The sequence below is a fragment of the Thermaerobacter composti genome, assembly GCF_033582035.1.
In the GTDB taxonomy this organism is placed as follows: Bacteria; Bacillota; Sulfobacillia; order Thermaerobacterales; family Thermaerobacteraceae; genus Thermaerobacter; species Thermaerobacter composti.
In genome coordinates this window covers 2,796,880-2,822,367 of sequence record NZ_CP132508.1, presented here as the reverse complement: position 1 = coordinate 2,822,367, position 25,488 = coordinate 2,796,880, and the positions used below count along the sequence as shown (strand labels likewise).

Genomic DNA, 25,488 nt, shown 5'->3' with positions numbered 1-25,488 from the left:
CAGCACGGTCAGGGGGCGTTGGTGGTGCTGGAGTCGGTATACCGCTACTTCTCGCGGGACATGGGGATCGACCTGGGGACGGCCAACACGCTGGTCTACGTGCGGGGCCGGGGCATCGTGATCCACGAGCCGTCGGTGGTGGCCGTCCAGGCGGAGACCAAGCAGGTGCTGGCCGTCGGGGAAGAGGCCAAGCGCATGATCGGGCGCACGCCCGGCAACATCATCGCCGTGCGACCGATGAAGGACGGCGTCATCGCCGACTTCGAGATCACCCAGGCGATGCTGCGCCACTTCATCGCCAAGGCCCTGCGCGGTCGCCCGCTGCTACGGCCGCGGGTGGTCATCTGCCTGCCCTCCGGGGTCACCGAGGTGGAGAAGCGGGCGGTGGTCGACGCCACGGAACAGGCCGGCGCCCGCAAGGCATACCCCATCGAGGAGCCCATGGCCGCGGCCATCGGGGCGGGCCTGCCGGTCCACGAACCGACGGGGAACATGATCGTGGACATCGGCGGCGGCACCACCGAGGTGGCCATCATCTCCCTGGGCGGCATCGTCACCCACCGGTCGATCCGCATCGGCGGCGACGAGATGGACGAGGCCATCGTCAACTACGTCAAGCGCAACTACAACCTGCTGATCGGCGAGCGCACCGCGGAGGAGGTCAAGATCGCCATCGGGTCGGCCTACCCCATGGACGACGAGGGCTCGGTGGAGATCCGCGGTCGCGACCTGGTCACGGGCCTGCCCAAGACCATCGAGGTGACGGCGGCGGAGATCCGCGAGGCGCTGTCGGAGACGGTGGCGGCCATCGTCGACGCCATCAAGGTGACGCTGGAGCGGACGCCGCCGGAGCTGGCCTCCGACATCATGGACCGGGGCATCGTGATGACCGGCGGCGGCTCCCTGCTCCGGGGGCTGGATCGCCGGGTGGCCGAGGAGACGGGCATGCCCGTGCACATCGCCGAAGACCCGCTGTTGTCGGTGGCTCTCGGGGCGGGCAAGTACCTGGATGTGATCGACAACGTCCAGCGGAGCCTGGCCACCTCGCGCCGCCTGGCCTGATGCCGGCACCGCCGGCGACGGGAGAGAGGGGCGGAGAGCGCCATGGTGCCGTGGCTCCGCAGGTTGCTGGCCCTGGCCCTGGTGCTGGCCCTTGCGGCCGGCGTGATGGCCGCCACCCGCACCCTGCGGCCGCGGCCGACCTTCCTGGAGGGGGCGCTGCAGGAGGTGATGGCGCCCCTGGGCGGCGTGACCTCGCGCATCGCGCGGGGCGCCGGAGAGATGGCGCGGACCCTGGCGGTGCTGGGGCGCCTGGAGGCGGAGAACCAGCGGCTGCAGGCAGAGCTGCAGCGGCTGCATGGCGTCGAGGCCCAGATGCGGCAGCTGGAGCGGGAGAACCGGCAGCTGGAGGAGCTCCTCGGACTCAAGCAGGCGCGACCCGACGCCGCCCTGGCCGCCCGGGTGATCGGGCGCACCCCGGATCGGTGGTACCAGGAGGTCACCCTGGACCAGGGCGCGGCCGATGGCGTCCAGCCCGGCATGGTGGCGGTGGTGCCCGGTGGGGTGGTGGGGCGGGTGACGGCGGTCACGCCGCACACCGCACGGGTGCTGCTGATCACCGATCCGGAGAGCGGCGTCGGCGCCCTGGTCGGCCGCAGCGGCGAGGCGGGCGTGGTCTACGGCCGCGGCGGCGACGCCCCGGAGCTGCTGATGACGCTGTTCGCCCCCGACGCCGACGTCCGGGTGGGCGACGACGTGGTCACCTCGGGGCTGGGGCCGGTCTTCCCCCCGGGGTTGCCCATCGGCACCGTCACGTCGGTGGGCCGCGACCCCACCGGCCTGGGCGTCCAGGCGACCGTGCGGCCCAGCGCGCCCCTGAACCGCCTGGCGGCGGTGCTGCTGCTCCATCCCCTGCGACCGGAGGAGGCCGTGCCGGAGGGCGGCACGGCGTCGGGGCCCGGCCCCACCGGCCGGGGAGCGCTGGCGCGGACGGGGCGGCTGCCCGAGGTGGCCCGCGGAGGGGCGGCGCCATGAGGCGTCCGGCGCGGTGGGCCTTGCTCGCCCTGGTGGCGCTGTGGCTGGAGGCGACCGGGGTTCCGTCCCTGGGGCTGCCGCGGCTGCACCTGCCGCTGCTGCTGGGGGTGGCCGCGGGCCTCGTCTACGGGCCGCGGCAGGGCTTGGCCGTGGGGGGCATGGCCGGCCTGGCGCTGGATCTGTGGACGGGGAGGCTGGTCGGCTCCTGGTCCCTGTTGCACGCCCTGGCCGGGTGGGTGGGCGGCAAGGCGGGGGAGAGCCTCTACCGCGACGTGCCGGGCCTGTCCCCGGCGCTGGGGGTGACGGCCACCTGGCTCGCGGAGACGGTGCGCGGACTCCTGGTGGCGGGGGCGACGGGCATGCCGGTCACCGCTGTCGATCTCTGGGCCTGGTCCCGCACCCTGGTGCCTGAGCTGATCGCGGCTGCCGTGGTGGCGCCCCTGGTGTTCCGGTTCGTCCTCTGGCTGCAGCGCCGGGAACGGGAGGCGCGGGCTTTCGAGACCCTGGGCGGCTGGCGGGGAGGATGGCCATGAACCCGGAGGAACTGGCCCAACGGCGCCGCCTGCGCCGGCGCAACGTGCTGATGGGGCTCCTGCTGGCCTGGACGGTGCTGCTGCTCGGCCGCCTCTACGTCTTGCAGGTGGTCATGGGCGACGAGCTCAGCGAGTACGCCGCCGGCCAACGGCTGCGCAAGGTCTACGTGCCCGCGCCGCGGGGTCAGATCCTGGACCGGCGCGGCCAGGTGCTGGCCACCAGCCTGCCCGCCTATTCGGCGTACCTGGTGTACACCCGCCAGGGGCTGGACCCCGAGGCGCGGCGACTGCTGAGCGGCATCCTCGACATCCCGGTGGAGGCGATCGAAGACGCCGAGGCCCAGCTGCGCCTCAAGCCCGTGCCGGAGATCCCCGTGCGGCTGAAGGCTGAGCTGACGCCGGCGGAGATCACCGCCCTGGCCGAGAACCGCGAGCGGCTACCGGGGGTGATCGTCGAGGCGCAGCCCCTGCGACACTACCCCGGTGGGACGCTGGCCGCCCAGGTCCTGGGCTACGTGCGCGAGGGGCAGCGGCCCTGGCAGCTGCGAGGCGTTTCCGGCATCGAGGGGACCTACGACCAGGAGGTCCGGTTGCCGAGCGGGGGGGTGGTCCGCGGGCTGGCGGGCGTCGACGGCCAGCGCCTGGTGGAGGTGGACGCCCGCGGCCGGCCGCTGGCCGACGTCAGCCAGTACCTGCTGCTGGGGGCCGAGGCGGAGCGGTATGCCGTGCCGCCCCGGCCCGGCAACACCGTGGTCCTGACGCTGGACGCGCGGCTGCAGCGGGTCGCGGAGGAGGCCCTGGCCCAGCGCATCCAGGAGCTCCGCCGGCTGCGGTCCGACCCCTGTCCCTGCCCCGCCCGCAATGGCGCGGCCGTGGCCATCGACGTGCGCACCGGCGCGATCCTGGCCATGGCCTCCTACCCCGCCTTCGACCCCAACGACTTCGCGAGGCAGGCGTTCATGGAGCCCAGCGACCCGCGGTACCCCCAGGTGGCGCGCAGGGTCGGCGCGGTGGTCAACTGGGACGCCACGTACCGCGGGAAGCCGGTGCTGGGTCCCGCCATGAACCTGGCCATCCAGGCGGCGTTGCCGCCGGGGTCCACCTTCAAGCCCATCACGGCGCTGGCGGCCATGCTGCGCGGAGGACTGCCGCGTTCCGTCTCCTGCACCGGTTCGTTCGTCTTCGCGGGGAACGAATTCGGCGACTGGCGGTCCCACGGCCACGTGGACTTCGACGAGGCCATCGGGCGCTCGTGCAACGTGTACTTCTACCAGGCGGGGCTCAACGCCGGCATCGACGCCATCGTCCAGGTGGCGACCCAGTTCGGCCTGGGGCAGCCCACGGGGCTGCGCGACCTGGCGGACGAGGTCACGGGGTCGCTGGCGACCCCCGAGTTGAAGGCCAAGGTCAACGCCCGCGGCCGCCCCGAGGAGCGCCGGTGGTACGGGGGCGACACGCTCAACGCGGCCATCGGCCAGGGGCTGCACGCCTTCACGCCGCTGCAGATGGCCGTCTACACCGCCACCCTGGCCAACGGCGGCACCCGCTACCGTCCCTACCTGGTGCAGGAGATCCGCGACGGCCGCACCGGTCGCGTCCTGTGGAAGGCGCAGCCGGATCCGCTGGGCACCGTCGACCTCCCCACGGCGTACCTGGAACGGGTGCGGGAGGCCATGGTCACCGTGACGCGGGCCAACGGCGGGTGGTCCGGGACGGCCTACGGCGTCTTCCGCGACGCGCCCTACGTCGTCGCGGGGAAGACGGGAACGGCCGAGGTCGGTGCCAACGAGCCGGAATACGAGAACCACGGGTGGTTCATCGCCTTCGCCCCGGCCGGCGAGGGGGAGGAGCCGGAGATCGCGGTGGCGGTGGTGATCCACGCGGGCGGCGGCGGCGCCCTGGCGGCGGGACCGGTGGCCCGGGCGATCCTGGACGCCTACTTCGCCGGCCGCTACGGCCTGCCGGACGACCCCCGGGAGGCGGCGGAGCAGGGCCACGAGGATGCCGCCCAGCGCGCCACCAGCGTGCCGGCCGACTGACCCGCCGCCCGTCGGGGGCGGACGTCCCCGGGACGGCGGCGAGGTCGGCCGACCGGGGGCCATCCGCCGGGGTCCATCCAGCGGGACGGCGACGGGGGCGCATGGCCGGGGCCACCCGCCGGGACGGCGACGCGACCGGTCGGGGGCCACCCGCCGCAGGCCGCCGGGGTCCCGCGCGTGTCGGTGCGTGGCGGGCGCCTTGGCGATGCGGGGCGGAGTTTGCGCCGGCGGGCGCCGCCGTCCGACACCCTTCGCGGCAGGACTTGTCCCCCCCGGGGCGAAGGAGCGGGTCAGCGCCGGTTAGGAAGGGGGGGGCGGCGGTGAAGGGAGCGCCGCAGGTGACGCGGACGGGGGACGAGGTGGTCGTCACCCTGCCCGGCGACCTCGACTTCCCCAGCCTGTGCGCTGCGCTGGAGCGCATGCTGGCGGCCGACCCCGCCTTGCGGGAGGGCCGGGCGCTGGTGCTGGACACGGGCCGCCTCCAGCTCACCGCCGACCAGGTGATGGCCATCGAGGCCCTGGTCAGCCGGTTCGGCGGGGCGCGGCTGCTGCACGTGATCACGGAACACGTGGACGCACGGGTGGACGCGCGGGCCGTGGACGCGCGGTCGCCCCTGCCCCTGGACGGCGATCGGCGTCCGGCGTGGTGGGCCGCACCCGACCCCGGGGCGCACCGGGACGGGGCCCGGGAGGGACCGCCGGAGCCGGGGGCGCCAACCCCTGGGGGCGCTGCGCAGGCCGCCGGCCCGGCCCCGGAGCCGGGCCGGCGGCGGTCCCGGCGGCGGAACCGCCGGGAGACGGCGGCCCCGCCCGCCGCGGCCGGCCCGGCGGCGGAGGCGCCGGCCGTCGGCGCGGGCAGGGGAGCCGGTTCGTCCGCCGATGCCGGTCGGCCCCGGCCGGGGGTGGTGGTGCGCCGAACCCTGCGCTCCGGCCACCGCCTGGTCTACGACGGGGACGTGGTGATCCTGGGCGACGTCAACCCCGGGGCCGAGGTCCTGGCGGCCGGCGACGTGGTGGTGTTCGGCCGGCTGAGGGGCATCGTCCATGCCGGATTCCGGGGCGAGGCCGGCGCGGTGGTGGCGTCGCTGGCCATGGAGCCCATCCAGCTGCGCATCGCCCGCTGGATCGGCCGGGCCCCCGACGAGGAGCCGCCGGGGACCGGCGGACGGCCGTCCGTCGCGCCGGCGGCCGGGCCGGAGATCGCCTACGTGCGGGACGGGCGGGTGGTGATCGAGCCCTTCGACCCCGCCCGCTGGTTCTGGCAGCGGACGGCGGCGCGGCGAACCGCGGGGTAGCCCCCGCCGTCGGGCCGACGGCGGCCGTGCTGGGACGGCGCGCACCGACCCCGGCCGGCGCGGGGCGGCGCGGTGGCGGGGGTCGCAGGGTCCGTGGGGACGCCCGGGATCCCGCTGCGGCGGCTGGCCATCCGGGCCCCCGACGCGGACGAACCGGCGAGGGCAGAGGAGGGGACCCATGGGCACGACGCTGGTGGTGACGTCGGGCAAGGGCGGTGTCGGCAAGACCACCACCACCGCCAACCTGGGCACCGCGCTGGCGTTGATGGGCAAGCGCGTCGTGCTGGTGGACGCCGACATCGGCCTGCGCAACCTGGACGTGGTGATGGGCCTCGAGAACCGCATCGTCTACGACCTGGTCGACGTGGTCGAGGGCTACTGCCGGTTGCGCCAGGCGCTGATCAAGGACAAGCGGTTCGAGGGGCTCTTCCTGCTGCCGGCGGCCCAGACCAAGGACAAGACGGCCGTTCGCCCCGACCAGTTCAAGGCGCTCTGCGAGGAGCTGGCCCAGGAGTTCGACTTCGTGCTGGTCGACAGCCCGGCCGGCATCGAGCAGGGCTTCCGCAACGCCGTCGCCGGCGCCCAGGAGGCCCTTGTGGTCTGCACGCCCGACGTCTCGTCGGTGCGGGACGCGGACCGCGTCATCGGCCTGCTGGAGGCGGAGGGCATGCCCGCGCCCCGGCTCATCGTCAACCGGCTGCGACCGGAGATGGTCCAGCAGGGGCGGCAGATGGGCGTCGACGACGTCCTGGACGTGCTGGCCGTCGAGCTGATCGGCGTGGTGCCCGAGGACGAACAGGTGGTCGACGCGACCAACCGCGGCGAACCGGTGGCGGCCCACGACCGCAGCCGCGCCGGCCGCGCCTACCGCGACATCGGGCGCCGCCTGCTGGGCGAGCAGGTCCCCTTCCCCGACTTCAAGGAAGACCACGGCCTGTTCGGCCGCCTGCGGCGGCTGCTGGGCGGCGCGTGAACCGGCGGGGGAGGGATGGGCCATGCGCCAGCTGCTAGCGCGCGTCCTGGGGCGCGGGGGATCGGGCCTGCCCGGCGCGGAACACCGCGGGGCGGCGGATCGGCCTGCGGTCCCTGGATGGGGCGGCGGCCGGGCCGCCAGCAAGGACATCGCCCGGGAACGGCTGAAGCGCATGCTGGCCCACGACCGGGTGGACATGGAGCCCGAGCTGATGGAGGCCCTGAAGGAGGAGCTGCTCCGCACCGTGTCGCGCTACCTGGAGGTGGACCGGGCGGGGATGGAGGTCGGCCTGCACCGCCAGGCCGCGGCGGTGGCCCTGGTGGCCAGCATCCCGGTCCGGGCGGTGCGGCGGCCGACGGCCTCCGGCGAGGGGCAGGCGTGAGGGGGCGGGCGGACGCCCGCGGCGCGCGGGGCCGGCGGGAGGGCGCGGGCGGCCGCCCTCGCGGCGGCCGAGGCGAGGGAGCGGGCCCGGCATCCTGCGGGGGTCGGCGGCAGGGGGCGGGCGGACGTCCTCCAGGTGGTCGACGGGAGCACGCGGGCCCGCGTCCTGTGACGAGGGGTCGCCGTGGGAGCGCCCGGCCGGAGTCGTCGGCCGTCGGGCGGCTGCGCGCGGGGGTGGGCCGTCTCCTCGTTCCCCGCGGCGGGTACGCCGGTCCGCCAGGTGCCGGTCGGCGGTCCGTCCCGGAGGAGGGTCCGGGCCGGCCGCGAGGGGCCCGGCGGGGACTCGGGGCGCCCGGCGCGGGGTCGGGCACCGAAGCCCGGGGCCAGGGCGATGGGCCCGGGCGACGAGGGCGAGGAGGGAAGGCCCGTGGGCGTGCTGGATCGCCGCCTATTGAAGACCCTGGACCTGCCGTTGATCGCCCTGGTCATGGTGCTCATGGCCTGCGGGCTCGTGCTGATCGCCGTCGCCGTGCGGGCCCGCGGGATGATGGACCTGGTGGAGAAGCAGGCGATCTTCGCCGCGGTCGGGCTGGTCCTGATGCTGGCCCTCACCCTGTGGGTCGACTACCGCGTCCTGCCGCGCATCCAGTGGTACCTCTACGGCGCCGCGGTGGCGGGGCTCGCGGCCATGCTGGTGGTGGCGCCGGAGATCAACGGCTGCCGGTGCTGGATCCAGGCCGGGCCGGTCAGCATCCAGCCCGCGGAGTTCGTCAAGCCGATCCTGATCCTGGTGCTGGCGGACTGGCTGGCCCGGCGGGAGGACCGGCCGTGGACGTGGCTGGACCTGGTGCCCGTCGCGGCGATGGTGGCGCCGCCGGCGCTGCTGGTGCTCAAGCAACCCGACCTGGGGACGGTCCTGGTCTTCGCGGGCATCACCGGCGGCATGCTGCTGATGGCCGGCTACCCCCTCGGCCGTCTGGCGGCGCTGGCCGTCGGCGGGCTGGCTGCGGCGGTGGCGCTGGTGTGGGCGCAGCTCCGCTTCCCCGACCGGATCGCGCTGCTGGAGCCCCACCAGCTGATGCGCCTGGTGGTCTTCCTCAACCCGTACAACGACGGCCAGAACGGGTTGGGGGCCGGCTACCACGTGCTGCAGGCGCGCCTCGCCGTGGGGAACGGCCGGCTGTTCGGCCAGGGGCTGACGGGCCCGACCCAGACGGCCACCAGCTTCCTGCCCGAGCCGCAGACGGACTTCATCTTCGCGGTGGCCGCGGAGACCCTGGGCTTCGTCGGCACCACCGCCTTGGTCCTCCTGTTGTTGACGCTGTTGCTGCGCGCCCTCCACGACGCCACCCAGGCGGCCGACACCTACGGCATGCTCCTGGGCGCCGGGGTGGTCGCCATGATGGCGACCCACTTCGTCATCAACGCGGGGATGACCGTCGGCCTGATGCCCATCACCGGCCTGCCGCTTCCCTTCATCAGCTACGGCGGCAGCAACCTGATGACCAACTGCATCGGGTTGGGCCTGCTGATGAGCGCCTACGCCCGCCGCCACAAGATCTTGTTCTGACGCCCCGGCAGCATAGGGGTGGTCGGGCCATCCATATACTGCGGCGGGAGGGACGGCGCATGGCGCGCCCGGACGCAGGCCGGCCGGCAGACGGGCGGGGCGGTGACGCCGCCCGGGCCCCAGGAGCCGCCGACCCCCGCCCCGGTGGTGGAACCGGCAGGGCGGACGACGCCGCGGCCCGCCGGTGGACCGGCCCCGCCGGCTCGGGACCGGCGCCCGCAGGGGAGGGGACCGTCGTCCTGGGCGCCGCGCCGGGCGGCGGCCCCGCGGAGGGCGGCGCGACGGTGGCGCCCCCACCGCCCGGTGGCTGGATGCCCGGCGCCCGCGGGACGGCGGGCTTCCTGGTCCCCGTCTTGCTGGCAGCGGCGCTGCTGGCCGGGCGGTGGCTCCCCGGCAGCGCGGGCGACGGCTGGGAGCGGGCGACCCAGGGCCTGGTGTCGGCGAACTGGCTGGACCGGCCCGCGGTGGCGCGGTGGCTGCAACGGGTGCCCGGCGGCCCGTGGCTGCGCACGGCCTTGCTCGGCCCGGCGGCCGGCGGCACGCCCACCGGCGCGGGGGGTGAGGCGGGCAGCCTGCCGGCGCTGGCCCCGTTGGCGCCGGCCCCGCCGGGGGCCGGCGCCAACGGGGCCAGCGGTGCCGAGGCGGGCGCCCCGCCCGGGGGTTCCGGCGCCGGCGGCGCCGGAACCCCCGGGCGGGGCGGGGCGGCGTCGCCGGGAGCCGGTGGCCAGGGTCCCGCGGTCCCAGGGGGTACGCCGACCCCAGGCGGTGGAGGTGCGGACGACGACGGCGCGGCGACCCTGGACGGGGCCGCCGGCGATGCGGGGGTCGACGCTGCGGGCGACGGGCGCGCCGGCGACGGCGGCCTGGCGCCTGCCGCCGGCCCGGTGCCCGGCGGCGGGCGCGCCCCGGATGCCGGCGGGGACGGCACGTCGGGCAGCGAGGGGGATGCGGCCCGTTCGTCCGCGAGGATGGCCGACGAGCCGCGATGGCGTTGGCCCGTGGAGGGCCGGGTCGCCGAGCCCTTCGGCTGGCGCCTGGACGAGGGGGATGCGCCGCGCTTCCACGAGGGGATCGACATCGCCGCCCGGGCCGGCACGGCGGTCCGGGCGGCGGCCGACGGCGTCGTGGTGCGGGTGTGGTACGACCGGGCGGGACTGGGCTGGCTGGTGGAGGTCGATCACGGCGGGGGGTGGGTGACGCGGTACGCCGTGGTCGACCACGTGGTGGTGCGCGACCGGGACCAGGTGGCCGCGGGCCAGGTCTTGGCGGCGGTGGCGGCCGAGGGGGAGGGCAGCGGCGCCCACCTTCACTTCGAGATGCGCCACCGCGGCCAGGCGGTGGATCCCGAGCTGCACCTCCCGCCGCGCGGCGGGCCGTGAGCCCTGCCAGGCGCCGCGGCGCGGAGCTCGCCGGCACCGCCGGCCACGGGTCGCGGGGCGGGCCGTGACGGCCCCGGAGTCGACGGCTGCCACGCCACCGCTGCGCCCGCCGGCGGCACCTCGCCGCAGCGGCTGCGGTCCGTCGCGCCGTCCGGGTGCCCTGGCCGCCAGCGCCTCGTCCGCCGCCGCGGCCCCTCCCCCTGCCCCGGCCTAGCCGGGCCGGCGCGGCCCGGCTAGGCCGGCAGGCCGCACCGGCGTGGAATCACCGCGGTGCGGGTCCCCTCGACCGCGCTACGCTCCCCAGTCCCCAGCGCGATGCCGGACCGCTCCCGGGCAGCCGGTGAGTGCCGGCCCCGCGCCGGGCTGCGCTCGCCGGCTCCCGGTCGGGGCCTTCGGCGCCGAGCCGCGCGCCGGTCGCCGGCCCCCAGGCGGCCCAAGCGGCTCCGGTCCCGACGCGGCCGCCGGGCCGTCGTCCCCGCGGTATGGCGGCCCCCGTGGTTCGCCGAGTCCGCGCCGCCGGCAACGGCCCACGGGTCGCGGTTGGCCGCCGGCGCCCGCCGCCGCGCGCACCCACCGAGGACGGCCGCAAGGAGGCGAGGGGCCCTGCACCTCGGCAGCATCCTGGGCGTGGCCGTGTTCGTCCATCCCCTGCTGCTGCTCCTGGTGGCCCTGGCGACGGTCCTCGGGCTGTCAGGGCAACTGCTCCTCCTGCTGGCCGTCCTGGCCACCCACGAGCTGGCCCACCTGGTGGCGGCGCGGCTCTGCGGCCTGGAGATCGCGCGCCTCGAGCTGCTCCCCTACGGCGCCGTGGCGGACATCCGCGGACCGGGCCGGCGCGAGCCGCTGGTGGAGGCCGTGGTGGCGCTGGCCGGACCGCTCAACAACCTCCTGCTGCTGGCCCTCAGCATCGCCCTGCAACAGGCGGGCTGGCTCGCCGGCCCGTGGGTCGCTCCCTTCCAGGCGGCGAACCTGGCCATGGCCCTGTTCAACCTGCTGCCCGCCCTGCCCCTGGACGGCGGCCGGATCCTGCTGGCCTTCCTCAGGCGCACTCGCGGCCCGCGTCCCGCCGTGGCGATCCTGGGACGGGTCGGCCGCGCCGTGGCCCTGGTCCTGGCTGGGGCCACCGGCGCGGCGCTCTACTGGCAGGTGCTGGCGCCGCACCTGCTGGCGGCGGCCGCCACCATCTGGGTCGGGACGGCGCGGGAGGAGCAGTGGGTCGGGGTCACCGCCCTGCGGGCCCTGTGGACCAAGCGGGGCCGCCTGCGGCGGGCCGGCCTGTTGCCGGTGCACCGCATGGTCGCCCTGGAGCACACCAGCCTGCAACAGGTGGCGGAGGCCCTGCGCCCGGGCGGCTACCACGAGATCGTCGTCCTGGACGATCGGGAGCGCCCCCTGGGCCAGCTGGACGAGGTGCACCTGCTCCATGGCATCCTGCGGCTCGGGCTCGACGCGCCGCTGCGGGAGCTGTTGGAACGCCGTCGGTGACCCGGGCGGCTGCACCCGGTACCGCCGGCCCGGCGGCGCCGCCTGGGCCGGTGCGCCGGCCGTCGGGCCGGCTCCCGCGGACGACGGGGAGGGATCGTCGCAGGGCGCCCCAGGAAGGCTTGTCCCCAGACAAGTCAGGGGGATCGTGCACCCCGCGCGCGCCGCTGGGGCCGTCCAGCTGGCGGCGACGTGCGCTCGTCGGCTGCTGGGCCGCGGCCATGCATGGGGCTCGACCGATGGATTACACTGAGTTTGTCGCCAGGTTTGGAGTGACTTTTGCATGCGCAAATCCATCCTGATCACGGTGGAGCCCGACGAGACGCGGGTCGCCGTGCTCGAAGACGACCGCCTGGTGGAGGTGTACCACGAGCGTCCCTCCACCCAGCGCGTGGCGGGCAACATCTACAAGGGCCGCGTGGAGAACGTGCTCCCCGGCATGCAGGCCGCGTTCGTCAACATCGGTCTCGAGCGCAACGCCTTCCTCTACGTCGCCGATGCCGTGCCCCGCGGCGAGGAGGCCGAGGACGACGACCTGCCCGACGACCTCCGCCACGCCTCCATCGCCGACGTCCTCCACCCCGGCCAGGAGATCATCGTCCAGGTCGCCAAGGAGCCGACGGGGACCAAGGGGGCGCGGGTGACGCGGCGCATCACCCTGCCGGGTCGGTTGCTGGTCCTGATGCCCGGGGTCCAGTACGTCGGCGTCTCCCGCCGCATCCACGACGAGCGCGAGCGCCAGCGCCTCAAGCAACTGGCCCAGCGCCTGCAGCCGCCGGGCGCCGGCCTGATCGTCCGCACGGCGGCCGAAGGGCGCAGCGAGGCGGAGCTGCGCAGCGACGTGGAGTACCTGACCCGGCTCTGGGCGGACATCCAGCGACGGGCGCGGCGGGAGCGCGCGCCGGTGCTGCTCTACCGCGACCTGGGTCTGGTCTTCCGCGTGGTCCGGGACATGCTGACGCCCGAGGTCGAGCGGGTGCTGATCGACGATCCCGACGAGTACCACCGGGTGCTGGAACTGGTCGGCGCCCTGGCCGCGCCGCTGCGCGACCGGATCCAGCTCTACCGGGACCGGGAGGTCGGCCTGTTCGAGCAGTTCGGCGTCAACGAGGAGATCGAGCGGGCCCTCAAGCGGCGGGTGTGGCTCAAGAGCGGCGGCTACCTGGTGATCGACCAGACCGAGGCGCTGACGGCCATCGACGTCAACACCGGCAAGTTCGTCGGGTCCAAGGATCTGGCGGACACCGTGTTCCGGACGAACATGGAGGCGGCGGCGGAGATCGCGCGCCAGCTGCGCCTGCGGGACATCGGCGGGATCATCGTCATCGACTTCATCGACATGGACGACCCGGCCCACCGCCGGCGGGTGGTGGAGGAGCTGGAGCGGCACCTGGCGCGGGACCCCACCAAGGCGACGGTGCTGGGCATCACCGGCCTCGGCTTGGTGGAGATGACCCGCAAGAAGGGGCGGCGCAGCCTGCTGGAACAGCTCACCCGCGAATGCCCCTATTGCGACGGGCGCGGGCGGGTCCTCAGCGAGGAGAGCGCGGCCCGCCGCATCCGGCGGGAGATCCAGCGGATCCTGCGCCACGCGGCCAGCGAGGCGATCCTGGTCGAGGTGCACCCCTCGGTGGCGTCGCTGCTGATTGGCGCCGGCGGGGCGAACCTGCGCGAGCTGGAGCGGCAGACGGGGCGCAGCGTGTTCATCCGCGGGCGGGAGGACGTCCACCTGGAGGGGATGAACCTGGTGGCCCTGGGCAGCCGCGCGGAGGTGGAGCGGCAGGCCCTGCCCGTCCACGCCGGCCAGCGCCTGGAGCTCGAGGTGGAGGAGCGCCACGCCCACAATCAGCAGGACGGCATCGCGCGGATCGAGGGCTACGTGATCGACATCCAGGGGGCGGGCGACCGGGTGGGCCAGCGGGTGCTGGTGGAGATCACCCGCGCCCACCGCACCTATGCCCGGGCCCGGGTGGTGTCGTGACCGTCGCGGGGCGCGGGCGGCCCGGTCCGCGGCCGCCGCGCCGTGCCGCGGCGCCGGCCCGGTCCCGGGGCCGCAGCGCCGGGCTCCGTCGCCTTGACACCCCCGGGCGGCGGCGACTAGAATACAACCGCCGTGGAGGCCCCGGCAGCGCGGGGTCCCTTTTTCTGCCTTCCTCCTGCCCGCCAGCTGCACGCACGACGCACCGACGCGACGAGGGTGGGCGATGGCGGACGGAGTCCGGTGGAGGCGGGGTGACGCGATGTACGCCATCATCGAGACGGGCGGCAAGCAATACCGGGTGCAGGAGGGCGACGTGCTGCTGATCGAGAAGCTGCCCGCCGCGGAGAACGAGACGGTGGTCTTCGACCGGGTGCTGGCGGTCAAGCAGGGCGACGAGTTCCGCGTCGGGACGCCGGTGGTGGAGGGCGCGCGGGTCACCGGCCACGTGCTGGGTCACGGCCGCAGCCGCAAGATCATCGTCTTCAAGTATCGCGCCAAGGTGAACTACCGGCGCAAGCGGGGGCACCGCCAGCCCTTCACCCGGGTGAAGATCGACCGCATCGAGGCGTGAACCGTGATCCGGGCCGTGTTCTACCGCGACGGCCAGGGCGCCATCACCCGGTTCGAGATCAGCGGGCATGCGGGCTTCGCCGAGCGGGGCGAGGACATCGTCTGTGCCGCCGTGTCCGCCCTGAGCCAGGCGGCGATCCTGGGGCTGGAAGAGGTGCTCGATCTGGTGCCCGAGGTAGAGCTGGACGAGGAGGGCCGCCTCGTCTGCCAGCTGCCGGCGGAGGTGCCGGCCGACGTGGCCCGGGCGGCCCAAGCCATCCTGGAGACGGCACGGGTGGGCATCCAGGCCATCGCCGGCGAGTACGACGACTACGTGCGCGTGGAGGAACGCCGCAGCGGAGGGAGGTGAGGGCCATGCGCCGGATCGACCTGCAGCTCTTCGCCCACAAGAAGGCGGGCGGAAGCAGCCGCAACGGCCGCGACAGCAACCCCAAGTACCTGGGCATCAAGCGGTACGGGGGCCAGGTGGTGCGCGCCGGAACCATCCTGGTGCGGCAGCGCGGGACGCGGTTCCACCCCGGCAAGAACGTGGGCCGGGGCGGTGACGACACGCTCTTCGCCCTGGTCGATGGGGTGGTGGAGTTCGGCACCCGCGGCGGCCGCCGGGTGGTTCACGTCAAGCCCCTGCCCGAGGACGCGACCGCACCCGTCGCCGCCGACTGACCGCCCCCCGCCCGAGGCGCCTCCGCTGCGGCCGGCACCGGTTCAGCGGGGGCCTTTTGCTATCTGGGGGCCGGGAGCGACGCCGGGCTCGGGCGAAGCCGCGAGCAGAGCCGGGGCCGGGTGCGGCGCGCGGGACGGACGCGGCGTCCGGGCGGGCGGCGGACGGCGCGCCGGGGACGGGAGCCAGGTGCCGATGCACCCCCGGGGTGCGACCCGTCGGCGACATCCGATGCCTGCCGCCGGCTGGGAGCCCGGCGCGGTGGCCGACGCGGGGTGCTGCGATCCGACGTGGGGGATCGCCATGACGGAGCGGGACGTGCCGCAGGCGGCTCCAGGGGGGCCGGGGGAGCCGGGGGAGGGGGCCGCCGAGGGGCTCGTGCGCGTGGTGCGGGCTTGGCGCCATGGCGCCGTTAACCGGCTGCAGGTCGCCCTGGGCTGGCTCCAGATGGGCCGCCCCGAGCGGGCGGCCGAGGCGCTGGACCGATGGTGCCGGCAGCTCCAGTGGGAGGGGGCCGCCCTGCGGCAGTGGCCGCCGGAGGTGGCGGCCCTGTATCTGATCTGGCGCGCCCGCTGCGAGGAGGCCGGCATCGAGGTGATGTGGCAGCCGCCCCTTCGCCAGGCGACCGGCTGCCGCCACCCGACCGGCCGCGGCGCGGGTCACGGCCGGTCGGGTGCGATCGCTGAGCCGGCAGGTGGCCGCGGCCGGGGTGAGGGCGCCCCCGCGGAGGCGGACCGTGGTGGAGGGGCACAGGCCGCAGCCCCGCCGTCCGTTGCCGGCGCCATCGACCGGGCCCCGGTCGCTCCGGCGGCGCGCGACGACCGCGCCGAGACGGAGGCCGGGATCGTCGCTCAGGTGGCCGCCGCCCTGGAGGCGGCCTGGGCGGCGGGGCGGACCGCCCCCGGCTCCCGCATCTGGCTTCGCTGGGACGGCTCCGCAGGGGTGTTGCGCTGGGGACTGGAAGCGGTGTCCGGCGCCGCCGGGCCGAGGTGAGACCGTTGCCCGAGTTCGTCGACGAGGCCGAGATCTACGTCGAGGGAGGAACCGGCGGCAACGGGGCCGTCAGCTTCCGCCGCGAGAAGTACGTGCCCCGCGGGGGGCCCGACGGCGGCGACGGCGGCCGCGGCGGCGACGTGGTGCTGGTGGTCGACCCGTCCCTGACCACCCTGGCCGATCTGCGCTACCGGCGGCACTACCGGGCCGGGCGCGGGGGCCACGGGGAGGGGGGCAACCGCCAGGGCCGACGCGGAGACGACTGCTACGTGCGGGTCCCTCCGGGCACGGTGGTGCGGGACCGCGACACCGGGGCCGTCCTGGCGGATCTGGCCGATCCGGGCCAGCGCGTGGTGGTGGCCCGCGGCGGGCGGGGCGGCCGGGGCAACGCCCGGTTCGCCACCCCGCAGCGGCAGGCGCCGCGGTTCGCCGAGCGGGGCGAGCCGGGCGAGCGGCGATGGCTGAAGCTGGAACTGCGGCTGCTGGCCGACGTGGGCCTCGTCGGCTGGCCCAACGCGGGCAAGTCGAGCCTCCTGGCTCGGATCTCCGCCGCGCGGCCGAAGGTGGCGGCGTATCCGTTCACCACCCTGGCGCCGAACCTGGGCGTGGTCCACCGCGGTCCGGGCCGCAGCTTCGTCGTGGCGGACATCCCGGGCCTGATCGAGGGCGCCCACCAGGGCGTGGGGCTCGGGCACGAGTTCCTGCGCCACATCCAGCGGACCCGGGTCCTGATCTACGTGGTCGACGCCGCCGCCACGGAGGGGCGCGACCCACGGCAGGACCTGGCCACCCTGCGGGACGAACTGCACGCCTATGAGCCTGCCCTGCTGGAGCGGCCGGGCGTGGTGGCGGCGAACAAGGTCGACCTGCCGACGGCGGCGGAGCACCTGTCCCGGCTGGAGGAGGCGGCGCGCCGCTGGGGACTCGAGATGCTGCCCGTCTCCGCCGCCACGGGCGAGGGCATCGATCGCCTGCTCGATCGGGTGGAGGCGCTCCTGGCGCGGGCGCCCGCCCCGCAGCCGCTGCCCGCCGAGGCACGCAAGGTCTACCGCGCCGGTCCCGATCCCCGGCGCATCGAGGTCCGCCGGGAGCCGGACGGTGCGTGGACGCTCCACGGGCCGTTGCTGGACCGCTGGGTGGCGATGACGGACTTCGCCAACGAGGAGGCCGTGCGCTGGCTCCTGCGGCGGATGGAGCGCCTTGGCGCCGAGGAGGCGCTGCGCGCAGCGGGGGCGCGCAACGGCGACACCGTGCGGCTGGGACCGATGGAGCTGCTCCTGGGCGACGAGCGCGGGGCCACGGAACCGGACGATGCCGACGGTGGGGACGCCCCGGCGGGCGCCCGGGGCGGGCCGGAGGCGCCCCGGCACGGCCGCTGACCGGTGCGCACGGGGGGGACGAACCGGCGCCGTCCGGTCCTGCGCGGCCCGAACCGGGACCGTCGGCGGCGGACCACCGGAGGCAGGCACGAGGAGGATGGCGGTGGCCAGAGGGCTCGAGGAGTGGCTGGCGCCCCGCCGGGACGGCCGGCCGCTGCAACTGGGCGTGCTGGGGGGGACCTTCGACCCCATCCACATCGGTCACCTCGTGGCGGCGGAGGCGGCCCGCACCCACTTCGGCCTGGATCGGGTCCTCTTCGTCCCCGCCGGCCGCCCACCCCACAAGGACCCGGCGGCGGTCACCGAGGCGGAGCACCGGTACCGCATGACGGTGCTGGCTACCGCCGGGAACCCTCACTTCTACACGACCCGCCTCGAGCTGGACCGCGAAGGGCCCTCGTACACCATCGACACGTTGCGGCAGCTCTCCGCCATGGCCGGCCCGCGTGCCACCGTCTACTTCATCGCCGGGGCCGACTCCGTGATCACCTTGCCCTCCTGGCGCGGCGGGCTCAGCCTGCTGGACGTCTGTCGGCTGATCGTGGTGACCCGGCCGGGTCTTCCCGGGGCGGCCCTGCAGCGGTTCCTCGATGCCCTGCCGGCGGCGCGGCGTTCGCGCGTCCACGTGCTGCCCATCCCCGAGATCGGCATCTCGTCCACGGAGCTGCGCGAGCGGGTGGCGGCGGGCCGTTCCATCCGGTACCTGGTGCCGGCGGCCGTCGAGGACTACGTCTACAAATATGGGCTCTACCGGGCCTCCGCACCGGGCGCGGCGGAGGGGCGCGCCCCCGGGCCGGGGGGACCCGACGACGCACCGGCGGGCGGCTCACCCCCGCCCGGTCCCGGCGGCGCGGCGGACGGGAACGGTGCGGCGCCGGCCGCGGGGTGGGCCGCGGGCGGTGACGACCCCGGTGCGGCGCAGGCCGGAGGGGGCGCGGTCCGGACATGACCGAGAGGGACCGGGGCGCCGCGGAGACCTTCGGGGGCGGGATCGCGCCGGCGGACCTGGAGCGGGCCCGCCGCGCCGCCGCGGCCGCCCTCAGTCCGCGGCGCTTCGAGCACGTCGTCCGCGTCGTGGAGACGGCGCGAGGGCTGGCCCTGCGGCACGGCGTCGATCCGCTGCGGGTCGAGCTGGCGGCCTGGTTGCACGACCTGGCGCGGGAGCGGCCCGCCGAGGAGCTCGTGGCCGCGGCCCGCCGGGGGGGCTGGGTCCTGGACGCGGCGGAACGCGCCGACCCGCTGCTGCTGCACGGTCCCGTGGCGGCCTGGGAGGCCGCCCGCAAGGGCCTGGCCCGGGATCCCGACGTGCTGGAGGCCGTGCGCTGGCACACCACGGCGCGTCCGGGCCTCGGTCCGGTGGGCTGCATCGTCTTCCTGGCGGACAAGCTGGAGCCGGCGCGCGACTACCCGGGCGTCGACGCGCTGCGCCGCCTGGCGGCCCAGGACGTGGACGGCGCCATGGCCGCCGTGCTGGACGACCTGATCCGCCATTGCCTGGATCGCGGGTACTGGCTGCCTGCGGTCACGGTGGCGGCGCGCAACCACTGGCGGCAGCGGCGACCGCTGTCCGGGACGTCGGCAGGGGCGGGAACCGGTCCCCCGATGCCGAAGTCCTAGACGGGAGGAGTCCGGCCGCCGGCAGCGCGGTGCCGCGCAGAGCGCGTCCGCCGACGGCGGACGCCCGCGGCCATCCCGCCGGGAGCCTGGTATCTTTCGCCTCGCACGGCGAGGGCGCGGCCGGTACCATGGCAGCGCGTGGACGAGGAAGGGAAGAGGGGCATCGGATCGTGAGCATGCCGCTGATCGATCCCCTGGCGGGGGAGCCGAAGCGTCGGCGCCGCAAGGCCGGCCGCGTCTTGCTGGTGCTGGTGGCGCTCCTGGCCGCGGGCGGAGTGGCGGCCGCCGGTTGGCTGGGTTCGACCCTCTACACGTTCTTTCACAGCGTGCAACAGGTACCCACCGAGTCGGCGTCCCAGCAGCCGCCCGGGTTGATCGTGGATCGACCGCTGAACATCCTGATCCTGGGTGTCGACGCGGGCGCCGGCGCGGGCGAGCCGGCGGCACCGCAGCGGTCCGACACGATCATGTTGGCCCGGGTCGATCCCCACACCGGCCGGGTGGGGCTGCTGTCCATCCCCCGCGACACCCGGGTCCCGATCCCCGGCCGACCCCATCCCGAGAAGATCGCCCACGCCCACGCCTACGGCCAGGCGGAGGGGGGCCCGGGGGCAGGGGCGCGCAGGGTCGCCGAGACCCTGGAGGACTTCCTCGGCATCCCGATCGACCACTTCGTCGAGGTGGACTTCGACGCCTTCCGCGCGGTGGTCGACGCGGTGGGCGGCGTCGAGGTGTGCATCGACAAGCCGATGCGCTACACGGCACGAAGCCAGAACCTGCGCATCGACCTCGAGCCCGGCTGCCAGGTGCTCGACGGCGAGAAGGCGCTGCAGTACGTCCGGTATCGACAGGACGGGGACATCTTCCGGATCCAACGGCAGCAGCGCTTCCTGCGGGCGCTGGCGGAGAAGGTGCTCAGCATGCGCGGGGTGCTGAAGCTGCCCCAGCTGGCCAGCACCCTCGGGCGCCAGGTCACCACGGACATGCCGACCAGCCGGATGCTGGGGCTCGCCGCCCTGCTGCCCAAGTTCGACACGGCCAAGCTGGAGATGGGGATCCTGCCGGGAGAGCCGGGATACGTGGATGGGATCAGCTACTGGCTGGTGGACGCGGAGGATGCCCGCCGCGAGGCGTTGAAGATCCTGGCAGGGGTCGACGTGGAGGGGAACGAGGCGGTCCGCGTCGAGGTCCTCAACGGCAACGGGCGCCGGGGGGCGGCGGGCAGCATGGCCGAGGTGCTGCGCCAGCTGGGCTTCCGGGTGGTGACGGTGGGCAACGCCGACCGGTTCGACGTGGCGGCCACCACCGTCCTGGTGCGGCCGGGGGATGAGGACGTCGGCCGGCGTTTGCGGGATGCCCTGGCGGGCGCGGGCGCGCCGGTACGCCTGGAGACGGTGGACGACCTCCCGGAGGACGTGGACGCGCGGGTCCTGGTGGGGCGAGACTTCACCGACAGCCTCGCCGCCCGCGGGGCCGGCGGCTGACGGCGCATTCCCGCGCAACCCGAAGAGACCAGGGCGCGGCGGGGAGGGATGGGACGGTTGACCAGCCGGGAGAAGGCGGTGGCCATCGCGCGCGCGGCCGAGGCCAAGAAGGCGGCGGACGTGGTCATCCTCGACATGCAGGGCCTGACCCTGATCGCCGACTACTTCGTCATCTGCCATGGCCAGAACCCGATCCACGTGCGCGCCATCGCCGACGGCGTGGAGGAGGAGGTCGGGGAGCAAGGATGGGCGCCCTCCCACCGGGAGGGCTACGATTCGGCGCGCTGGGTGTTGCTGGACTTCGACGACGTGGTGCTGCACATCTTCCTGGCGGCGGAGCGCGAGTACTACGGCCTCGAGCGGCTCTGGGCCGACGCGCGCCGGCTGGAGCTGGAGTCGCTGCCGGAGAGCTGAGGGCAGGGGTGGCCGTGCGGCGGCGGGGGTGGTCGCCTTGACACCCCCGGCGGGCCCTCCCTATAATGGGCTACGCGGTTCGACAAGTCGATCCGGCAAAGGCGTGGAACGGGAGCAGTACCCTGCCGGCGGCCCGCAGAGAGCCGGTGGTGGTGCGAACCGGCGGTGCGCAGCAGGGGAACTCGCCCGGGAGCCGCGCCGGCGAAGGCGGAGGCCCACGGGCCGACGCCGGAGCCGGCGACGTGACCCGCGTTAAGGGTTCGAGGGGATCGGTACGTGGGGCGGTAGCTCAGTTGGGAGAGCGCGTCAATGGCATTGACGAGGTCGTGGGTTCGAGTCCCATCCGCTCCACACTGATCAAGAAGGGTGGTACCGCGGGAGCCTCCCGTCCCTTGGGACGGGAGGCTCCCGGCGTTATGGCGCCGAGGCGGTCGCCATCGGACCGCGCCCCGGCGCCGGGGCGGGGCGCCGTGCCGGACCCACGGCCCCGGGGACGCGGGACCCCGTCGGCAGAGGAGGCAGCGGCCATGGCCGTCGACGACCGGTACAACTTCCATGCCGTGGAGAAGAAGTGGCGGCGACGCTGGGCGGAGGAGGGCCTCTACCACGCGGAGGTCGATCCGTCCCGGCCGAAGTTCTACTGCCTCGAGATGTACCCGTACCCGTCGGGCAGGCTCCACATGGGCCACGTGCGCAACTACTCCATCGGCGACGCCACGGCCCGGTTCCACCGCATGCGCGGCTACAACGTCCTCTACCCGATGGGTTGGGACTCCTTCGGGTTGCCCGCGGAGAACGCCGCCATCGCCAACAAGACCCACCCGGCCGAGTGGACCAACGCCAACATCGCCGCCATGCGCGAGCAGATGCAGCGGCTCGGGCTGAGCTACGACTGGCGGCGGGAGATCGCCTGCTCCCACCCGGGCTACTACAAGTGGACCCAGTGGCTGTTCCTGCTGCTCTACCGCCGCGGCTTGGCGGAGCGCAAGAAGGCGCCGGTCAACTGGTGTCCGCGCTGCGCCACGGTGCTGGCCAACGAGCAGGTGGAGGACGGTTCCTGCTGGCGCTGCGGCACGCCCGTGGAGAAGCGGGAGCTGGAGCAGTGGTTCTTCAAGATCACCGCCTACGCCGACCGCCTGCTCCGCGACCTGGATCTCTTGGAGGGCTGGCCGGAGCGGGTCAAGCTCATGCAGCGCAACTGGATCGGCCGGAGCGAGGGCATGGAGCTGGACTTCCCCATCGTGGGCCGGGACCAGAAGCTGACGGTCTTCACCACGCGCCACGACACGATCTACGGCGCGACCTTCATGGTGCTGGCGCCGGACCACCCGCTGACGCTGGAGCTGGCCCGGGGGACGGAGCAGGAGGAGGCGGTGCGCGCCTTCGTCCAGCGGGTCACGCGCCTGACGGTCCGCGATCGCGCCGAGGCGGTGGACGCCAAGGAGGGCGTCTTCACCGGCGCGTACGCCAAGAACCCGGTCACCGGCGAGACGATCCCCATCTGGACGGCGAACTACGTGTTGATGGACTACGGCACCGGGGCGATCCAGGCCGTGCCCGCCCACGACGAGCGCGACTTCGCCTTCGCCCGTCAATACGGGCTGCCCGTCCGGGTGGTGATCCAGGGCGAGGGGGTGCCGGCCGACGGCGACCGACTGTCCCAGGCGTACACGGGCCCCGGCCGCATGATCCACTCCGGACCCTACGACGGCATGGACAGCCGCGAGGCGTACCGTCGGATGGCCGAGGACTTCGAGCGCCAGGGCATCGGTCGCCGCACCGTCAACTACCGGCTGCGGGACTGGCTGATCTCCCGCCAGCGGTACTGGGGCGCGCCGATCCCCATCGTCTACTGCGATCGCTGCGGCACCGTGCCGGTGCCCGAGGATCAGCTCCCGGTCCTGTTGCCGGACGACGTGCGCTTCGAGGTGGGGGCGTCGCCGCTGGCGACCTCCGAGTCCTTCGTCCGCACCCGCTGCCCCTCCTGCGGGGGGCCGGCGCGGCGGGAGACGGACACCATGGACACCTTCGTGGATTCGTCGTGGTACTACTACCGCTACACGTCGCCTCGGGACGAACACCAGCCCTTCGACCGGGAGAAGGTGTTCTACTGGCTGCCGGTCGACCAGTACATCGGCGGCATCGAGCACGCCGTGCTGCACCTGCTCTACTCCCGGTTCATCACCAAGGTGCTCTACGACGAGGGGTTGGTGCCGAGCCCCGAGCCCTTCAAGCGCCTCCTGACCCAGGGCATGGTGATCAAGGACGGCGCCAAGATGTCGAAGTCCAAGGGGAACGTGGTCAGCCCCGAGGACATCCTCGAGGAGTACGGCGCCGACGCCACGCGCCTCTTCATCCTGTTCGCGGCGCCGCCCGAGCGCGACCTGGAGTGGTCGGAGCACGGCATCGAGGGCGCGGCCCGGTTCGTCCAGCGCGTCTGGCGTCTGGTGGCGGGCTGCGCGGATGCGATCCGGAGCGCGGCCGGCCAGGTGGCCGCGGCCCGCGAGGGGGCGGTGGCGACGACCGGACCGGCGCCCGGGGACGGCGGGGCGGCCGCCGGCGCCGGGGGCGATCGGCCGGCGCAGCAGGGGCCGTCCGCCCCCGGGGCGCCCGCGGGCGAGATCCAGCCGACCATGGACGGCTGGGGCGAGGCCGAGCGGAGCCTGTGGCGGGAGGTGCACCGGGCCGTCGCCCGCGTGACCACGGACATCGCCGAGCGGATGCAGTACAACACGGCGGTGGCGGCCTTGATGGAGCTGGTCAACGCCATCTACGGCTACCGGGACCGGGTCGAACCGGCCGCGCAGCGGCCCGATCTGCTGGCGGCGGCCCTGGACCGACTGCTGCGCATGCTGGCGCCCTTCGCCCCCTTCCTGGCCGAGGAGGCGTGGGAGGTGCTGGGCTGGCGCGCCGCGCGGGGCAGCGTGCACCGGCAGCCCTGGCCGACCTGGGATCCTGCGGTGCTACAAGCGGGGACGGTGGAGATCGTCGTCCAGGTCAACGGCAAGGTGCGCGATCGGCTGCGCGTGCCCGCCGATCTGGACGAGGAGGCCCTTCGCCAGCGGGCGCTGGCGAGCCCGCGCGTCAAGGAGTGGATCGACGGCAAGGTCGTCGCTCGGGTGATCACGGTGCCCGGACGCCTGGTCAACGTGGTGGTGCGCTGAGGGGTGGACGGACGAACGAGCCCATGACGGCTGGGCGGCGGCGAAGGAAGGGGAGGCGATCCCGAGCGAGGGCGCGGGGCGCCGGCTGCAGGCCGGCGCCCCGCGGCGTCAGGGGTCCGCACGGATTCGCCCGGATTGACAACATTTGGTTGTTCATGTAAGATCATTCCAGGACGGCGGGTCCCGCCTTCCGACTCCGTCGCTCGGACCACCAGCGGGGGCGAGGGCGGGGCTGCGGTCCGGCCGGACGGTGCGAGGTGGCGAGGTCGATGGGAACCGGCCAGGATTGGCCCCCGGCCGCGGTCCGCCGGCGCGACGGGGCGGGGTACCGCCTTGGCGGGGGCCGCCGGGAGGAGACCTGGGTCGCGGGTGCGGACGGGTGGGCCCCGGCGGCCGTGGGGGGTGGCGGGGGAGGCGCCTCCCAGGTCGCGGGGACGGCCGGGACCGCCCGGCGGGCGGTCGCGACGCAGCCTCGCGACGGGCCGGCCCTCGACCTCCCACCGGCACCGCCCCTGCCCGCCGTCGCCCCGGCCCGCGGCCGCGCCGCCGGCTGGCTCGCCCCCTTGGTGGGCCTCGGCCTTCTAGCCGGCATCTGGTCGTGGCGCGCCATCGCCGGGGGAGGTAGCCCCCCGCTGGTCCTCGAGGCCAGCGGGCCCGCCGGGGCGCCGATGGCCGCGGCACCGGGGGCCGACGGGGATGGGGGGAGCGGGGAGGACGCCCGCGCCCTCGATCCCGACGTCGCCCGGGCGCCGTCCAACGGCGGCGGAGGGTCGCAGGTCGACGCGCCCGAAGGGGGCGGGGCCGCCGCCGTCCAGGCGTCCGCGCAGCCGGCGTCCGAGGCCGCGGTGGCGTGGGCGGTGCCGTATGGCGGTGTGGCCAAGGGCGGTGCCCCGCTGGACGCGGGACCGGGGGCCGGCGGGTCGGCGGCGAGCCCGGGGGCGGCGGCCGACGGGGCGGGGACAGGGAGCGGCGCCCCGCCGTTGGTCGTCCACGTGACCGGGGTCGTGGCCCACCCCGGTGTCTACGTGTTGTCTCCCGGGGCCCGGGTCGCGGACGCGGTCACGGCGGCGGGGGGACCGGCGGCGGGCGCGGCGCTGCACGCCCTGAATCTGGCCGCACCCCTGGCGGACGGCATGCGCATCCAGGTGCCGACCCAGAAGGAGGTGGAAGCCGGCCGCTTCGTCCCCGGGCAGGACGGCGCCAGCGCGCCGGCTGGGACGGATGGGACCGGCGGCGCGGGCCCGGCGACGGGAAGCGCCAGGGCCGGCACGCCGACCCGCCGGGTCGACGTCAATCGCGCCAGCGCGGCGGAGCTGGAGGCGCTGCCCGGCATCGGCCCGGCGCTGGCCCAGTGCATCGTGGCGGACCGCGAGGTCAACGGCCCCTTTCGTCGCCCCCAGGACCTCCGTCGCGTCGCGGGCATCGGCGAGAAGACCGTGGCGAAGCTCCTCCCGTACATCACCACGGGGCCGTGAGGTTGGACGCGGTCCCGGCCGACCCGTGGGCGCGGGGCGAAGGCATCCGGGGCGGATCGGGCGG

General features: G+C 75.2%; 22 protein-coding genes and 1 tRNA gene. All 23 read left to right on the top strand.

Going from position 1 to position 25,488, the window contains the following annotated elements; translation table 11 throughout:
- The first annotated feature begins 21 nt into the window (after positions 1–21).
- The 23 genes from Q5761_RS11430 (at position 22) to Q5761_RS11320 (ending at position 25,424) form a co-directional block, all read left to right on the top strand.
- Complete coding sequence (locus Q5761_RS11430; protein WP_318751652.1) at positions 22–1,062, top strand: rod shape-determining protein; 1,041 nt, start codon at positions 22–24, stop codon at positions 1,060–1,062.
- A 42-nt stretch (positions 1,063–1,104) separates the two neighbouring features.
- Positions 1,105–2,034, top strand: a complete 930-nt coding sequence (mreC, locus tag Q5761_RS11425) for a rod shape-determining protein MreC (protein WP_135224473.1) — start codon at positions 1,105–1,107, stop codon at positions 2,032–2,034.
- Positions 2,031–2,567 (top strand): hypothetical protein, encoded by a 537-nt coding sequence (locus Q5761_RS11420; protein WP_135224472.1) that lies wholly within the window; start codon positions 2,031–2,033, stop codon positions 2,565–2,567. Before mreC ends, Q5761_RS11420 begins: the two co-directional genes overlap by 4 nt.
- The gene (gene mrdA, locus Q5761_RS11415; RefSeq protein ID WP_318750662.1) at positions 2,558–4,606 is read left to right on the top strand and encodes a penicillin-binding protein 2; all 2,049 of its coding nucleotides are present in this window, start codon (positions 2,558–2,560) and stop codon (positions 4,604–4,606) included. Before Q5761_RS11420 ends, mrdA begins: the two co-directional genes overlap by 10 nt.
- Before the next feature lie 320 nt (positions 4,607–4,926).
- The gene (gene minC, locus Q5761_RS11410; RefSeq protein WP_135224470.1) at positions 4,927–5,901 is read left to right on the top strand and encodes a septum site-determining protein MinC; all 975 of its coding nucleotides are present in this window, start codon (positions 4,927–4,929) and stop codon (positions 5,899–5,901) included.
- A 178-nt stretch (positions 5,902–6,079) separates the two neighbouring features.
- On the top strand, positions 6,080–6,874 hold the full coding sequence (gene minD, locus Q5761_RS11405; protein ID WP_135224469.1) for a septum site-determining protein MinD: 795 nt from the start codon (positions 6,080–6,082) through the stop codon (positions 6,872–6,874).
- 22 nt (positions 6,875–6,896) lie between these two features.
- The gene (gene minE / locus Q5761_RS11400) at positions 6,897–7,256 is read left to right on the top strand and encodes a cell division topological specificity factor MinE (RefSeq protein ID WP_135224468.1); all 360 of its coding nucleotides are present in this window, start codon (positions 6,897–6,899) and stop codon (positions 7,254–7,256) included.
- A gap of 426 nt (positions 7,257–7,682) precedes the next feature.
- Positions 7,683–8,825, top strand: coding sequence for a rod shape-determining protein RodA (rodA, locus tag Q5761_RS11395; RefSeq protein ID WP_318750661.1), 1,143 nt, complete (start codon positions 7,683–7,685; stop codon positions 8,823–8,825).
- A 59-nt stretch (positions 8,826–8,884) separates the two neighbouring features.
- Entirely contained in the window at positions 8,885–10,204 is a 1,320-nt protein-coding gene (locus tag Q5761_RS11390; protein WP_135224466.1) for a murein hydrolase activator EnvC family protein, read from the top strand.
- A gap of 627 nt (positions 10,205–10,831) precedes the next feature.
- Positions 10,832–11,689 (top strand): site-2 protease family protein, encoded by an 858-nt coding sequence (locus Q5761_RS11385; protein ID WP_135224465.1) that lies wholly within the window; start codon positions 10,832–10,834, stop codon positions 11,687–11,689.
- A gap of 280 nt (positions 11,690–11,969) precedes the next feature.
- The gene (locus Q5761_RS11380; protein WP_135224464.1) at positions 11,970–13,667 is read left to right on the top strand and encodes an Rne/Rng family ribonuclease; all 1,698 of its coding nucleotides are present in this window, start codon (positions 11,970–11,972) and stop codon (positions 13,665–13,667) included.
- Between the two features lie 259 nt (positions 13,668–13,926).
- Entirely contained in the window at positions 13,927–14,238 is a 312-nt protein-coding gene (rplU, locus tag Q5761_RS11375; protein WP_135225915.1) for a 50S ribosomal protein L21, read from the top strand.
- A gap of 3 nt (positions 14,239–14,241) precedes the next feature.
- Positions 14,242–14,586 (top strand): ribosomal-processing cysteine protease Prp, encoded by a 345-nt coding sequence (locus Q5761_RS11370; protein WP_135224463.1) that lies wholly within the window; start codon positions 14,242–14,244, stop codon positions 14,584–14,586.
- Positions 14,587–14,591: 5 nt separating this feature from the next.
- A complete protein-coding gene (gene rpmA, locus Q5761_RS11365) occupies positions 14,592–14,900 on the top strand; it encodes a 50S ribosomal protein L27 (protein ID WP_135224462.1) in 309 nt (102 codons plus the stop codon).
- Between the two features lie 259 nt (positions 14,901–15,159).
- Entirely contained in the window at positions 15,160–15,891 is a 732-nt protein-coding gene (locus tag Q5761_RS11360) for a Spo0B domain-containing protein (protein WP_243123659.1), read from the top strand.
- Positions 15,888–17,270 (top strand): GTPase ObgE, encoded by a 1,383-nt coding sequence (obgE, locus tag Q5761_RS11355; protein WP_135224461.1) that lies wholly within the window; start codon positions 15,888–15,890, stop codon positions 17,268–17,270. The genes Q5761_RS11360 and obgE overlap by 4 nt, the downstream gene beginning before the upstream one ends.
- A 97-nt stretch (positions 17,271–17,367) precedes the next feature.
- The gene (gene nadD, locus Q5761_RS11350; RefSeq protein ID WP_318750660.1) at positions 17,368–18,219 is read left to right on the top strand and encodes a nicotinate-nucleotide adenylyltransferase; all 852 of its coding nucleotides are present in this window, start codon (positions 17,368–17,370) and stop codon (positions 18,217–18,219) included.
- Positions 18,216–18,887 (top strand): bis(5'-nucleosyl)-tetraphosphatase (symmetrical) YqeK, encoded by a 672-nt coding sequence (gene yqeK, locus Q5761_RS11345; protein WP_135224459.1) that lies wholly within the window; start codon positions 18,216–18,218, stop codon positions 18,885–18,887. The genes nadD and yqeK overlap by 4 nt, the downstream gene beginning before the upstream one ends.
- A 176-nt stretch (positions 18,888–19,063) precedes the next feature.
- Positions 19,064–20,371 carry an LCP family protein gene (locus tag Q5761_RS11340; RefSeq protein WP_243123815.1) on the top strand — a complete coding sequence of 436 codons (1,308 nt, stop codon included), beginning with the start codon at positions 19,064–19,066 and terminating at the stop codon, positions 20,369–20,371.
- A 57-nt stretch (positions 20,372–20,428) separates the two neighbouring features.
- Complete coding sequence (gene rsfS, locus Q5761_RS11335; protein ID WP_135224457.1) at positions 20,429–20,785, top strand: ribosome silencing factor; 357 nt, start codon at positions 20,429–20,431, stop codon at positions 20,783–20,785.
- Between the two features lie 278 nt (positions 20,786–21,063).
- Positions 21,064–21,136: transfer RNA gene (locus Q5761_RS11330), tRNA-Ala, on the top strand.
- Between the two features lie 176 nt (positions 21,137–21,312).
- Positions 21,313–23,949: a leucine--tRNA ligase gene (gene leuS / locus Q5761_RS11325; RefSeq protein ID WP_135224456.1), complete on the top strand. Its 2,637-nt coding sequence runs from the start codon at positions 21,313–21,315 to the stop codon at positions 23,947–23,949.
- A 269-nt stretch (positions 23,950–24,218) separates the two neighbouring features.
- Positions 24,219–25,424, top strand: coding sequence for a ComEA family DNA-binding protein (locus Q5761_RS11320; protein WP_318750659.1), 1,206 nt, complete (start codon positions 24,219–24,221; stop codon positions 25,422–25,424).
- Positions 25,425–25,488 lie beyond the last annotated feature (64 nt).

What these genes read in the sequence shown, in the direction of transcription:
- Q5761_RS11340 (WP_243123815.1), top strand. Translation starts at nt 19,064, where the DNA reads ATGCCGCTGATCGATCCCCTGGCGGGGGAGCCGAAGCGTCGGCGCCGC.
- minD (WP_135224469.1), top strand. Translation starts at nt 6,080, where the DNA reads ATGGGCACGACGCTGGTGGTGACGTCGGGCAAGGGCGGTGTCGGCAAG.
- Q5761_RS11380 (WP_135224464.1), top strand. Translation starts at nt 11,970, where the DNA reads ATGCGCAAATCCATCCTGATCACGGTGGAGCCCGACGAGACGCGGGTC.
- Q5761_RS11420 (WP_135224472.1), top strand. Translation starts at nt 2,031, where the DNA reads ATGAGGCGTCCGGCGCGGTGGGCCTTGCTCGCCCTGGTGGCGCTGTGG.
- leuS (WP_135224456.1), top strand. Translation starts at nt 21,313, where the DNA reads ATGGCCGTCGACGACCGGTACAACTTCCATGCCGTGGAGAAGAAGTGG.
- Q5761_RS11390 (WP_135224466.1), top strand. Translation starts at nt 8,885, where the DNA reads ATGGCGCGCCCGGACGCAGGCCGGCCGGCAGACGGGCGGGGCGGTGAC.
- nadD (WP_318750660.1), top strand. Translation starts at nt 17,368, where the DNA reads ATGGCGGTGGCCAGAGGGCTCGAGGAGTGGCTGGCGCCCCGCCGGGAC.
- Q5761_RS11320 (WP_318750659.1), top strand. Translation starts at nt 24,219, where the DNA reads ATGGGAACCGGCCAGGATTGGCCCCCGGCCGCGGTCCGCCGGCGCGAC.
- mreC (WP_135224473.1), top strand. Translation starts at nt 1,105, where the DNA reads ATGGTGCCGTGGCTCCGCAGGTTGCTGGCCCTGGCCCTGGTGCTGGCC.
- minE (WP_135224468.1), top strand. Translation starts at nt 6,897, where the DNA reads ATGCGCCAGCTGCTAGCGCGCGTCCTGGGGCGCGGGGGATCGGGCCTG.
- rplU (WP_135225915.1), top strand. Translation starts at nt 13,927, where the DNA reads ATGTACGCCATCATCGAGACGGGCGGCAAGCAATACCGGGTGCAGGAG.
- yqeK (WP_135224459.1), top strand. Translation starts at nt 18,216, where the DNA reads ATGACCGAGAGGGACCGGGGCGCCGCGGAGACCTTCGGGGGCGGGATC.
- mrdA (WP_318750662.1), top strand. Translation starts at nt 2,558, where the DNA reads ATGGCCATGAACCCGGAGGAACTGGCCCAACGGCGCCGCCTGCGCCGG.
- rpmA (WP_135224462.1), top strand. Translation starts at nt 14,592, where the DNA reads ATGCGCCGGATCGACCTGCAGCTCTTCGCCCACAAGAAGGCGGGCGGA.